This is a genomic window from Geminicoccaceae bacterium (assembly GCA_020638465.1).
Taxonomy (GTDB): domain Bacteria; phylum Pseudomonadota; class Alphaproteobacteria; order Geminicoccales; family Geminicoccaceae; genus JAGREO01.
Genome location: JACKIM010000001.1, coordinates 1,399,608 through 1,412,403, shown reverse-complemented (window position 1 = coordinate 1,412,403; position 12,796 = coordinate 1,399,608). Strand labels below are relative to the sequence as shown.

Sequence of the window (12,796 nt, the reverse complement as noted above, 5' to 3'; positions counted from 1 at the left end):
ACGTGACCGGCCGCACTCCGTTCACTTCGCTGCAGCTCCGATCTTCATGTTGATCTCGCCAAGGATCTTGGCCGCTTCACTACCCTGGATGCGGGCGATATCGTCCTGATACTTGAGAAGGGTTCCAAGTGTATCACTAACAACATCGGGGGTAATCTCAAGAACGTCGAGCGTCGTGAGCGCGCGTGTCCAGTCGAGCGTTTCGGCAACACCGGGCAACTTGAACAGGTCGCGCTGACGGACACTGTGAACAAATTCGACGATCTTCCGCGCCAGGCGTTCTTCCACACCAGGCAGTTTTACCCGAATAATTTCCAGTTCACGCTCAACACCGGGATAGTCGACCCAGTGATAAAAACAGCGGCGCTTGAGCGCATCATGAATCTCGCGCGTGCGATTGCTGGTGATGATGACGATCGGCGGTTCGGCCGCCCTGATCGTGCCGATTTCGGGAATGGTGATCTGGAAATCCGAGAGTACCTCAAGAAGGTAGGCCTCGAACGGCTCGTCGGTTCGATCGAGCTCGTCGATGAGCAGCACTGGTGGACCACCCGCATTTTCCTCAAGGGCCTGCAGAAGCGGACGCCGCACAAGGAAGCGCTCGTCGAAAATATCCTGAGCGAGACCTTCGCGGCTGGTATCGCCGGCTACCTCGGCCAGACGAATCTCCATCATCTGCCGCTGGTAGTTCCATTCATAAACCGCCGAGGCAACATCGAGCCCCTCGTAGCACTGAAGGCGGACCAGTTTGCGTCCAAGACTGCTGGCCAGCACCTTGGCGATTTCGGTCTTGCCCACGCCGGCTTCCCCTTCAAGGAAAAGCGGCCGGCCAAGCTTGAGGGCGAGAAAGGTGGCGGTCGACAATGGACGATCGGGGACATAGTCCGCCTGTCGCAGGAGTTCCACAGTATCATCGATCGAACTGGGCAATGGCGTGGTCATGGTGTCCCGATCAGGCTTGGCCGATCCCGGCAATGAGGCGTCGCGACCATGCCTGCCACAGGTCGCGTTGATGGTCCAGTGGCAGCCTGTCCCACTCGCATCGCGATGCGGAAAAACGTGTTATCCTCGAAATGTCACAATTTGCACCGCCATGTTGCAACATCTCGTGAAACGGAATATTTCAACTTTTGAGAGAATTGACCGGAACCTTGACGGTCAGGAATTGATAGCCTGGAAATGTATCGTCGACATGAAACTTCAGGACAGGCAGCGATGGGCGTGAAGAAGGCAACCATCGGCTTCGTCCTGCTCACCCTCATGGCACTGGCTCTCTGCGTCCTCACGGCCATCGTGTTTTTGACCATGAAACGCTGGGACATCGGCGAACCGGCCTATCTGGTCAATCCCGGTTTTTCGATGGCCATCGACGACCTCCTTTTCGCCGAACCGATGCCGGAGGGCTGGGATCGCATCGGCAAGGTCGGCAGGATCGTCTTCCGCGGCGACCGGGTCATCATCGACAACGACCATCCCAATGCCACGGCCGGCATCGAACAGACGATCAGGCTGCCCGATGGCCAGCGGTCGTTCGAACTCGGCGCGGTGATCGAACTGGCGCTGGGCGTGGGCGGCGACAAGCCCTGGGAACGGGCCCGGGTCGAACTTGTCGGCCTGCGCGTCGACGGCAAGGCCGACTATGGCCGGCCGCACAAGCTGTTCGACACGGTCGGTACGCGACCGGCCTTCCCCTACCGGCAGGTCATCGAGATCGCCCCCGATATCACCGAGGCCAGGCTGTCGATTCGCATGGCCAAGACGACCGGCCGGATGACCCTGTCTCACCTCCAATTGCGTCCGGCCGTCGAACGTGCCGAATTCGCGCAGATGTCGCTCATCGTTCGCGGGGGCTGGTTTGCGTTGCTGGTCATCGCCGGCGGCTGGTTCATTGCCGCGGCCGCACACAAACCGGCAGCAGTGGCAGCCGTGACCATCGTTGCCATTGGCGGCGCCTTCGCACTCATGCCCTACGCGCTCAAGGAGCCGTTCATGGACATGATCTCGGCCTTCACCCCGCACAACGACATGGCGGAGCGCGATTGGACCGACCGATCCCTGCACATGGTGGCTTTCATGATGATCGGATTCCTGGTGCGGCTGGCGCGGCGCCGTGATCCCGTCCGCAAGCTCGCCATCCCGCTCATCGCAGTCGCCGCGATGGTCGAGCTGATTCAGTCCATTACCACCGGCATCGGTACGGACGACATCTTCGATGCGGCCACCAACGCGGCGGGTGTCATCCTGGGACTGGGTGTCGGTCAGGACTACGTCAAGAGACACTATCGGCGTCGGCGCTCCCGAAGGCACAGGCATCATCGCGAACGCAGACATCGCCATGACGAAGATCATGACAACAGCGATCATCATCGCCTCGACACCGTTCCCGGGATGAGCAGGGACGCGTGAAACGGGAATCGCTCGACGGCAGACCTTGAGTGCCCTGCCCCGATCGGGCATGGTCGCACGCATGGAACTGTTGTACTTTGCCAACCCGATGTGTTCATGGTGCTGGGGTTTTTCGCCGGTCATCCAGACCCTGCGATCCCGTCATTCGGGTCGTTTCAGGCTGACCGTCGCCACGGGACCGCTGGGCCGGTCCACGGGCGAACCCATGCGCGACAAGGACAAGCAGGCCGTTCGCAAGCACTGGCAGCATGTCATCGAGCTGACAGGCCAGCCTTTCGACGTCTCGTTCTTCGATCGCGATGGCTTCGTCTACGATACCGCTCCCGCATGCCGGGCACTCGCGTTGATGCGCGCCTCCTACCCCGCCCTCGCACCGGTGTTCCTGCATCGCCTGCAGGAACGCTTCTACGCCTTTAACGACGACATCACCGATCCCGACCGCCTCTCGGCCATCGCCGGTGACTTCGGACAGGATGTCGCCGAATTCCGGGAGCGCCTCGACGATCCGGCATTGGCCGATGCCGTGCACCGCGAATGGCAACAGACGGTTTCCATGGGGGTTACCGGCTACCCGATGCTGCTGGCCATGAATGACGGCAGGGCGCATGCGCTGGCCGTCGGCTGCCAGACCATCGAACATGTCGAACACGAATTGGCGACATTCTCGAAAACATTATGATCAATCCATCGAGATCGTTCGGCACTCCGGGAAGGAGATGACTGCAACCGTTCAGTGCCGATATGACAACGAACCCAAGGAGTGGACAAACCTGACCTACGTCAGGTAGCGCTGCCGAAGATGCGCAAGAAAATCCTCCGTTCCCAAGGGTCTGCCGGTCGCTTCCTCGACCAGTGCCGACAGCTCCAGCCGCGACGCCTTGCCGTGCACATGCTCGCGCAACCAGCTCAGGAGGCCGGAGAAATCGCCCCGGCCTATTTCATCCGGCATCTGCGGCATGGCTCGCCGCGCCGCCGCGAAAAGCTGGGCTGCAAGAATGGCGCCGACGGTATAGCTGGGAAAATAGCCGATCGCTCCGATCGGCCAGTGGATGTCCTGCATCAGACCTTCGCGATCGGTGTCGGGGCGGCGTTGCAGCAATTCCTCCATGCCGTCATTCCATGCTCCGGGGAGGTCGGCCACGGCGAGATCACCTTCCATCAAAGCCCGTTCCAGCCGGAAGCGCAGGATGATGTGAAGGGGATAGGTGAGTTCATCGGCATCCACACGGATGAGCCCACGCTCCACATGGGTATAAAGTTGTGTGAGATTGCCGGTGGCAAAGGCTGCCTGATCGCCGAAGGTCTCGATCAGGCGACCGGAGAGATAGCCGACGAATTGCGGCGAACGACAGGCCTGCATCTCCATCAGCAGCGACTGGCTTTCATGAGCCGCCATGCCGCGAGCCTCGCCCACCGGCTGGCTGACCCATTCCGCCGGCAGACCGGCCTCGTAGAGCGCATGCCCGGTTTCATGCAGCACGCCCATGAGCGCTGACGTCAGTTCATCCTCGCGATAACGCGTCGTGAGCCGGTGATCGCCGGGCACGCCACCGCAGAAGGGATGGGCGCTTTCATCCAGGCGGCCATGATCGAAGTCGAAACCGATCTGCTCCATGAGCGAACGGGCAAGCTGGCGCTGCTTGTCGAGGACAAACGGCCCCGTGGGTCTTTGCGGCTTTCCCTGACGCGCCAGGGCTGCGTCGATCATTTCCGGAAGTTGTTCTTCCAGTGGCGCGAACAGCGACTCGATCTCACCGCGTTTCAGCCCGGGCTGGAAATTTTCGAGACAGGCGTCATAGGGCTTCAGATCGAGAACTTCACCATAACGCTGGGCAGACTCCCGGGTGAGCGCAAGAACCTCCTCCAGCCGGGGTGCCAGCGACGCAAAGTCATTGTCGGCACGCGCTGTGCGCCAGGTCATTTCACAAGCGCTGGTGGCCCGGGTGATCGCCTCCACCAGCCGACCATCAAGCGCCGTCGCCCGACGAAAACTGCGTTCGATCTCCCGCAGGTTGGCAGCCTCCCAACCGTCAAGTTCCTCCTCGCGTGCCCGTTCGATGAGATCGCCGGTTTCGGCCGCCGCGACCAATTCGTGAATCATGCCGCTGAGCACTGCCAGTTGCTCCCCGCGGACAGCACTGGCTCCTTTCGGCATCATCACCGATTGATCCCAGCCGAGAATCGCGGAAGCTCCACTGAGGCCGGAAATACGCCTAAATCGCTCCCTGAGCGCTGGATAAGCCTGCATGGGAATGCTCCACTTCCTGTCCGCTGCGCAACGTCTGCCAGAGTATGCTGGAGAGAAATACAAAAAGCAGTACCCCGGTGGCCTGATGCGCCGACTGCGACCAGCGCGGAACTTCAAGTAGGATCACCGTGGCACCGAGCGCCACCTGCACGATGACCACGACACAAGCCGCGAGAACCCTGCCGGAAAGGTGCTGCATACCGGCATGACGTGTCCAGAGCAGCATGAGGAATACGCCGATCCCCGTCAGCGCCGCCAGTGTACGATGAATGTAATGGATGCGGACCAGGGGATCATCCAGTGAAGGGAAATAGCTTCCATCGCAGGATGGCCATTCGTAACAGGCCAGCGATGCACCGGATTTGGCCGTCATGGCTGCGGTGACCATCGTCCCGATCGCCAGCAGCCACAACGTGAAAGCAAAGATCCGCAGCGCGCCCGATGCCTCCTCCATTGAAGACCGTCCCAGCCGCTGGACGACAAGCACCATCAAGGAGAGCAGCAGCAGAGCCGTTCCGAGGTGCAATGCCACCGACCACGGGCTGTTCTGATCGAGCACAGTGATCCCGCCAAGCGATGCCTGCACCAAAAGCACGGCCATAATCGCGACTGCAATCCTGAAACCCGCGGGATCCATGCCGCGACGACGCCAGGCAAGGACGGTCAACACCAGAATGGACGGCCCCACCACAACGCCCGCGATGAAACGGTGCGTCCACTCAAGCATCATCTGATAGTAGCTGTAGCCGACATCGCCCAGCGCATCGAACTGCCCCGGTGTCAACACCCAATGCCCATAGCAGGTCGGCCAGTCGGGACAGGACAGCCCCGCGTTGTTCGCCCGTATCCAGCCGCCGAGGATGATGAGCACATAGACCAGACCGAGCGTCAGGGCGGCCAGTGCACGTTGAAAGGTCATTCGCTCTCCTCCCGGCCCCGGCTCCATCCGAAGGCGATGTAGACCCCGATGAGAGCCAGGGCCAGCCCGTACCATGTAATGACATAGCCCAGATGGTTGTTCGGCAGATGCGGATCGACATCGACGGGCACCGGCTGCAGGTTCGCACCACCCGAGGCGGGTGCCACGGATTGCAGGACCAGTGCCATTGGTTGCAGCTCAAGACCGAAACGCCGGTCGAGATCGGACACATCCTCGCCATAGATCCGGCCTTGCACATAATCGGCCGATGGTGTGAAAACACCGGTCGCCTTCAGGGGTCGGGTCACCGCTTCGATCTGCACGGTGCCGCCAATGTCGAAGGCCCCTCTCCTGCCCGACTCCATCGCCGGATCCGGGATCCATCCACGCTCAAGCAGCCACTGGCGTCCGCTCGAATCGACAAAGACCTGCTCCAGTGATGTACCCAGTTCACTGGATCGGGTGGCGCTGCCAAGGAAGAACCGCGGTTCGGCGAGAATTTCTCCACTCGCAGTTACATGCCTGTAGGTGGAATGGAGCACTTCGGACAGGTCCGTGGCGGGTAACGAAAGACCATTGGCGATGTCCGCGATCAACGCCTCCTTCCAATGGAGGCGCCGGATCTGCCATGTCCCCAGAGCCAGAAGGATACATAACGAAATGATGGCCGCAACGGTGGCGGCCATACCCGGTCTGAAGGGGCTCATCCAATCACGTCCTGTCCGGACGCTCCCCCTCAAAGCTGTGCCGCAGATGGCGGAACTGCATCGCGATCAGCAGGGACTTCGCCGGACGCATCAGTCCGAGGCAACCAACCAGGGCCAGCGGCAGCCACACAACCATGTGTAACCACACCGGCCAACCGTATTTCACCTCAACAACAAGTGCAGCGCCTACAACGACGAAACCGACGATGAGAATGATAAACGCTACGGGACCGTCCCCACTGTCCTGACCCGCGAGATCAACTCCACAATGCTCGCATTTCTTTCGAACGGTAAGGAAGCCGTCAAAAAGCGGGCCTTTCCCGCAGTTTGGACATCTGCACCCCAAGCCGGCCGAAATGGGAGATACTGACATGGCAACGAATACTCCCGTTGAGCACAAGTGTCGGGTGGGAAAACTCAATCCCCGAAGAAGGAGGGCACTCTTGCAGAAATCGCAAGAGACCACACGTGTTCCGGACGGGGCAACGACCCTGACGCCGTTCCCCCGAACCTGAACCTGTTCAACCCAGGATCAATTGCCCGTGCCCGAAACCGTCCAGCTGAGACTGCCACCCCAGACATACACCCAGACGAACAGGAACAACCAGACGACATCGACGAAATGCCAGTACCATGCCGCCGCTTCGAATCCCACATGGGTCTTGGGATCGAACCTCCGCCGATAAGCGCGAACCGTGCACACGATCAGGAAAATGGTACCGACAATAACATGAAAACCATGGAAACCGGTAGCCATGTAGAAGGCGGAACCGAATATTCCCTTGTCGATGGTCAAGCCTTCATGAATGGTATGGATATATTCATAAGCCTGAAAACCGGTGAAGATCAGGCCGAGACATACCGTCAAAAGCAGCGCCTTGAAGGTCGTCTCCTGATCCCCTTCCCGCAGTGCATGATGCGCCCACGTCACCGTCGTGCCGGACAGCAACAGGATCATTGTATTGAGGAAGGGAATTCCCCAGGCCGGAACGGGCGTCACTTCGGCTGGCGGCCAGCTCGTGGCAACCAGTTCCGGTGGCACCAGCGCCCCCCAGAAATAGCCCCAGAACCAGGCAACGAAGAACATCACTTCCGAAGTGATGAACAACACCATGCCGATGCGCAGCATGCGCGAGACAATTTCGTGGTAATCGCCCCGATACGCTTCCTTCAGGACGTCCCGCCACCATACGACCATGGTGAAAAGGACGGCCAGGAATCCCAGCAGCAGAACGACGATGCCACCGCCGACATCATGCATCCACATGACGGCACCGACCGCAAGGATAAAGGCCGACATCGACCCCACCATGGGCCAGGGACTGGGATCGACGAGATTAAAGTTGTGCCTGGGACCGTGATGGGCGCCGGCGTGGGCAGTATCGGCCATGCTTATACTCCATTCCCCTGCAAGGAGGTGTCTTTCTTGGCTGGGCTCTGTTTGTCATCAGCGGATCGGGCAAGCTCCTGAGTGGCCTCGTCATCCGCAAAGAAGGTGTAGGACAGCGTCAACTGCCGCACATCCTTCGTATCGGGATCGCCCAGCATCTCCGGATCGACGAAGAACGACACCGGCATCTCGGCCCGCTCCCCGGGCTGCAACACCTGTTCGTCGAAGCAGAAACACTGGATCTTGTTGAAATAATAGCCTGTCTTGTGTGGCGTCACATTGTACACGGCACGACCGACAATGGGTTGCGTCCCGTGATTGACGGCTTCGAAGAACACCAAAGTATTCTCGCCGGGATGGACATCGACGCTTCGCTGCATGGGCTTGAACGCCCAGGGAAGCCCCGGCGCCACGTCCGCATTGAAGCTCACCTCGATGACAACATCGCGAACTTCCCGCGGGACATCTTCCTCCAGGGCACGCTTCGGCGTTCCACCGTACCCCGTGACACTGCAGAAGAGATTGTACAGTGGCACCGATGCGGCAGTAAGCCCGAGCATGCATGCGATAATGACTCCCCCCGCCAGGGCCGTCCGTCTTTTGCGACGTTCGATATCGTTCATGCGCCCCCCATCCTCACAATCGATACGAAATAGACGAGCACAACGAATCCGAGCAATACCAAGGCCACGGCAATATTCTTTGCACGCTGTTTCCTTCTGCGGTCCAGCGTCGACTCCGACGACATGATCATGCCCCTCCGATCCATGTTCCACCGGAGGCAATTAATGCGTGGTCGACAACCAATCCGAGAAATAACCCAAACAGATAACCTATGGAGAACTTGAACAATCGTAGCGCATTACGGTCGGACGGTGCTCTATACAATTGCCACGCCCTGGTCAGGAAAATGCCACTGCCAACGATCGAAACCAGAAGATACAGCCAGCCGGCCGTGCCTATTACACTCGGCAAAACAGAAATGAATGCCAGAATGACACTGTATGCGAGGATGTGCCGCCGGGTTGTTTCGGGCCCGAACACCACGGGCAGCATGGGAATCCCGACGCGCTCGTAGTCTCCCGTACGATAGAGGGCCAAGGCCCAGAAATGTGGCGGCGTCCAGAAGAAGATCAACAGGAACAGAAGGACGGGCATCGTCGATATGTCCCCCGAGACCGCCGCCCAGCCAACCATGGGGGGAAAGGCACCGGCCGCTCCACCGATGACGATGTTCTGCGGGGTACGGCGTTTGAGCACCATCGTATAAATGACGGTGTAGAAGAAAATCGTGAAGGCAAGCAACACCGCAGCAAGCAGACCGACCGCCACGGCCATGAGCAATACGGAAAGAATGGCGAGCACGATGCCTGTACCGAGCGCCTCGGCAGGGTCGATACGACCGCTGGCGGTCGGACGCCTCCGCGTGCGGACCATCACCCGATCGATGTCGACATCGTACCAATTGTTGATGGCCGCCGATGCACCCGCACCGACGGCGATGCAGAGAATGGCCACGAATGCAAGTAACGGGTGAATTTCACCAGGAGCGAGATAAACTCCCACACCCCCGGTGAAAACCACCAGTTGCATCACGTTCGGTTTGAGCAAACGCCAATAGTCGTGCGGGCTGGATACCTGACCGGCAATGCCGACCAGGTCCATGTCTTCTGCTTCACGCACGACTGTAGCCATGACCTTGCGTTTCCTGACAAACTTCAGCGAATCTGAGGAAGTTCGTCATAGGTGTGGAACGGAGGCGGTGAACTGTGCGTCCATTCCAACGTCGTCGCACCTTCACCCCACGGATTGCCCGCACACTTCTCCTTGTTCGAGAACATGTCGTAGAGGACGTAGAAGAAGAAGAAGGCGCTCATGCCGGCGATCAGCGCACCGATCGAGCTGATCATGTTCCACGGTGCGAAGGCATCGGGATAGTCGGGAATACGCCGGGGCATTCCTGCAAGACCCAGGAAATGCTGCGGGAAGAAGGTGACGTTCACACCCACGAAGGTAAGCCAGAAGTGGATTTTCGCCAGCCGCTCGGAATACTGGTAACCGGTGATCTTGCCGATCCAGTAGTAGAAGCCACCGAAGACGGCAAACACGGCGCCCAGCGACAGGACATAGTGGAAGTGAGCCACGACATAATAGGTATCGTGCAGGGCGGCATCCATGCCGGCATTCGCCAGGACGACACCGGTCACGCCACCGATGGTGAACAGGAAGATGAAACCGATCGCCCACATCATCGGCACCGTGAAACGGATCGACCCGCCCCACATTGTCGCGATCCAGGAGAAGATCTTGATGCCCGTGGGTACCGCGATGACCATGGTCGCCGCCGTGAAATAGGCCTTGATATCAACGCCCATGCCCACCGTGTACATGTGGTGCGCCCAGACGATGAAGCCGATCGCCCCGATGGCGACCATCGCATAGGCCATGCCGAGATAGCCGAAAACCGGCTTGCGCGAGAAGGTCGACACGATGTGGCTGATGATGCCGAATCCGGGCAGGATCAGGATGTACACCTCGGGGTGACCGAAGAACCAGAACAGATGCTGGAAGAGGATCGGATCACCGCCACCTTCGGGGATGAAGAAATGCGTTCCGAAATTGCGATCGGTCAGCAGCATGGTGATCGCACCGGCCAGGACCGGCAGCGACAACAGCAATAGGAATGCGGTCACCAGCACCGACCAAGCGAACAGCGGCATCTTGTGCATGGTCATGCCGGGAGCGCGCATGTTGAAGATCGTGGTGATGAAGTTGATGGCACCCAGCAATGAACTGGCACCGGCGAGATGAAGGGCGAAGATCGCCATGTCGACCGCGGGCGAAGGATTGCCGAGCGTTGACGAGAGGGGCGGATACATTGTCCAGCCGCCGTCCACACCGCCGAAGAACGGGGAGAGCAGCAGGAGGGCGAACGCGGGAACCAGCAACCAGAAGCTGATGTTGTTCATCCGCGGGAACGCCATGTCCGGCGCTCCGATCATGAGAGGCACCATCCAGTTGCCGAAGCCGCCGATCAGCGCCGGCATCACGAAGAAGAAGATCATGATGAGGCCGTGCGCGGTAACCAGCATGTTGAACACATGATGGTCCTGGATGAGCTGGGTACCCGGTGCGAAAAGTTCGAGACGGAATACCACGGACATCAGCATCCCGATCACGCCGGCAAAGAAGGCGAAGATCAGGTAGAGTGTCCCGATATCCTTGTGATTGGTCGAGCAGATCCAGCGAAGAAAGAAGCTGGATGGCGCCCCATGATGGTCGTCGTGAACGGCATGTGCCATCGTTTGAACTCCGCTTTCCGGTTACTTCGCGTTACTGACCGCGGCCGAGGCATCGGCGACCCTTGTCGTCACGCCATCTGCACGAGCGAACTGTTGCTTGGCCGTCTCCACCCACGCATCAAATTCCGCCTTCGGCAGCGCCTCGATGGTGATCGGCATGAAACCGTGATTGACGCCACACAACTCCGAGCACTGGCCGTAATAGGTACCGGGCTCCTCGATGTTCACCCAGACCTCGTTGAGGCGGCCGGGAACGGCATCGATCTTGATGCCCATGGGCGGCATCGCCCAGGAATGGAGCACATCGGCAGACGTTACCTGAATGCGAATGTTGGTATTGGCAGGCAGGACCACACGGTTGTCGGTTTCAAGAAGGCGCTTCTGCCCCTCTTGAAGATCCTCGTCGGCAATCAGATAGGCATCAAAACCGAAATCCCCGTTATCGGGATATTCGTACGACCAGTACCACTGGTGGCCCGTGGCCTTCACCGTCATGTCGGTCTTCGGAACAATATCGCTGTAGTACAACAGCTTGAACGACGGAATCGCAATGATGATGAGGATCAACACCGGCACTGCCGTCCATACCACTTCGAGCATGGTGTGATGCGACCGGCGCGATGGCGTCGGGTTTTTCTCCTCCCGGAAATTCACGCAGACATAGATCAACAATCCCAGCACGAACAACGTGACGATCGTGATGATCCACAACAGCAGGTGATGGAAGCTCGCGATCCGGTCCATGATCGGGGAGACGGCACCCTGAAGCCCCATCTGCCAGGACACCGCTTCGGCCATCGCCGGAGCATTGGCGAATGATGCCGTCAGGAACACGATCGAGGCAGCTAGCCAGCGCATGGGCTCTCCGTCCTTATGTCGACCACCGGCGTGCGTGGTCACTCTCTTGATGGTGGAACAATGGCACGACAGCCCCTGATTGGCAGGCTGGTCGCGGTCGGCTCGAAGATAGAAATGCAGCCCGCCCGGCGTCAGTGACATGGTGTCGCATAAATGCGCGTAATGGCGGGCCTTTCGTCCGGCACGACGTCACTCGCCCCCCGCATCGCCTTCAACGACGTCATTTTCGAGAGCCCGCCACACGCTCAGCATGTGCAGCACAGCGGTCTCGGAGCGCAGGATCAAGGGGCCGAAGCTGACCATGCGGGCATCCGCCTCACCCAGCATGCGCCGCTCGTCATCGGTGAAGCCCCCTTCAGGACCGACAAGCAGTCCCGCATCGGGAAGTTCTTCGAGGGCCTGAAGCAGGGAGCCGTTCTTGTGGCGCTCGACACCGACAACGAGTTTCACGCCGCTGCCGATGACATCCTCCAGGGTTTGCGCATCCTCGATTTCGGGCACATCGATCCGTTCACACTGCTCGGCGGCCTCGATGAGGCGTGCCCGCAGCCGGTCGACGCGGCCCAGTTCGACAACCGAGCGTTCCGTCAGGACGGGAACGAGTTTCGCGACACCGAACTCCACAGCCTTTTCCAGCATCCATTCGAGGCGGTTGCGGCGGATCGGCGAGAAATAGAGGGACGGTCCCGGCACCTTCCGCGGCGCCCGGAGGCGTTCGGAAATATCGAGGCTGATCGTGCGACGCTCGATGCCGGTCATCGTCGCGCGCCACTCACCCGATTCGCCGTTGAACAGGCTGACCTGGGCGCCGGGCCGAAGACGCAGGACATTGCGCAAGTAGTGCGCACGCTCGTCGGTGATTTCGATCGTCGCGCCGGAGCCCAGCGGCAGGTCGACAAAAAGACGGGGAATTCTCATACTGCCTCTAGGTGGCTTACATGTGGCGACCAAAAACTCTAAATGAAC

General features: G+C 59.6%; 13 protein-coding genes. 2 read left to right on the top strand and 11 right to left on the bottom strand.

Annotation, left to right across the window (positions count from 1 at the left end; all coding sequences use genetic code 11):
• Window positions 1-21: 21 nt before the first annotated feature.
• Complete coding sequence (locus tag H6851_06725; protein MCB9943301.1) at window positions 22-942, bottom strand: MoxR family ATPase; 921 nt, start codon at window positions 940-942, stop codon at window positions 22-24.
• A gap of 273 nt (window positions 943-1,215) precedes the next feature.
• Here H6851_06725 and H6851_06720 point away from each other — a divergent pair, with 273 nt between their 5' ends.
• Window positions 1,216-2,406 (top strand): VanZ family protein, encoded by a 1,191-nt coding sequence (locus H6851_06720; protein ID MCB9943300.1) that lies wholly within the window; start codon window positions 1,216-1,218, stop codon window positions 2,404-2,406.
• 25 nt (window positions 2,407-2,431) lie between these two features.
• A complete protein-coding gene (locus H6851_06715) occupies window positions 2,432-3,085 on the top strand; it encodes a DsbA family protein (GenBank protein MCB9943299.1) in 654 nt (217 codons plus the stop codon).
• Window positions 3,086-3,181: 96 nt separating this feature from the next.
• Here H6851_06715 and H6851_06710 read toward each other — a convergent pair whose 3' ends face one another.
• From H6851_06710 to H6851_06665, 10 genes are all read right to left on the bottom strand, one after another.
• Window positions 3,182-4,654, bottom strand: a complete 1,473-nt coding sequence (locus tag H6851_06710) for a carboxypeptidase M32 (GenBank protein MCB9943298.1) — start codon at window positions 4,652-4,654, stop codon at window positions 3,182-3,184.
• Window positions 4,620-5,573, bottom strand: coding sequence for a COX15/CtaA family protein (locus H6851_06705; protein MCB9943297.1), 954 nt, complete (start codon window positions 5,571-5,573; stop codon window positions 4,620-4,622). Before H6851_06705 ends, H6851_06710 begins: the two co-directional genes overlap by 35 nt.
• The gene (locus tag H6851_06700) at window positions 5,570-6,280 is read right to left on the bottom strand and encodes an SURF1 family protein (protein ID MCB9943296.1); all 711 of its coding nucleotides are present in this window, start codon (window positions 6,278-6,280) and stop codon (window positions 5,570-5,572) included. Before H6851_06700 ends, H6851_06705 begins: the two co-directional genes overlap by 4 nt.
• 4 nt (window positions 6,281-6,284) lie before the next feature.
• The gene (locus H6851_06695) at window positions 6,285-6,653 is read right to left on the bottom strand and encodes a DUF983 domain-containing protein (GenBank protein MCB9943295.1); all 369 of its coding nucleotides are present in this window, start codon (window positions 6,651-6,653) and stop codon (window positions 6,285-6,287) included.
• 159 nt (window positions 6,654-6,812) lie between these two features.
• The gene (locus H6851_06690; GenBank protein ID MCB9943294.1) at window positions 6,813-7,670 is read right to left on the bottom strand and encodes a cytochrome c oxidase subunit 3; all 858 of its coding nucleotides are present in this window, start codon (window positions 7,668-7,670) and stop codon (window positions 6,813-6,815) included.
• Between the two features lie 2 nt (window positions 7,671-7,672).
• Entirely contained in the window at window positions 7,673-8,293 is a 621-nt protein-coding gene (locus H6851_06685; protein ID MCB9943293.1) for a cytochrome c oxidase assembly protein, read from the bottom strand.
• Window positions 8,294-8,420: 127 nt separating this feature from the next.
• On the bottom strand, window positions 8,421-9,365 hold the full coding sequence (locus tag H6851_06680; GenBank protein ID MCB9943292.1) for a protoheme IX farnesyltransferase: 945 nt from the start codon (window positions 9,363-9,365) through the stop codon (window positions 8,421-8,423).
• 23 nt (window positions 9,366-9,388) lie between these two features.
• Entirely contained in the window at window positions 9,389-10,972 is a 1,584-nt protein-coding gene (gene ctaD, locus H6851_06675; protein MCB9943291.1) for a cytochrome c oxidase subunit I, read from the bottom strand.
• A 21-nt stretch (window positions 10,973-10,993) separates the two neighbouring features.
• The gene (gene coxB / locus H6851_06670; GenBank protein ID MCB9943290.1) at window positions 10,994-11,830 is read right to left on the bottom strand and encodes a cytochrome c oxidase subunit II; all 837 of its coding nucleotides are present in this window, start codon (window positions 11,828-11,830) and stop codon (window positions 10,994-10,996) included.
• A gap of 189 nt (window positions 11,831-12,019) precedes the next feature.
• Window positions 12,020-12,748 (bottom strand): 16S rRNA (uracil(1498)-N(3))-methyltransferase, encoded by a 729-nt coding sequence (locus tag H6851_06665; protein ID MCB9943289.1) that lies wholly within the window; start codon window positions 12,746-12,748, stop codon window positions 12,020-12,022.
• Window positions 12,749-12,796 lie beyond the last annotated feature (48 nt).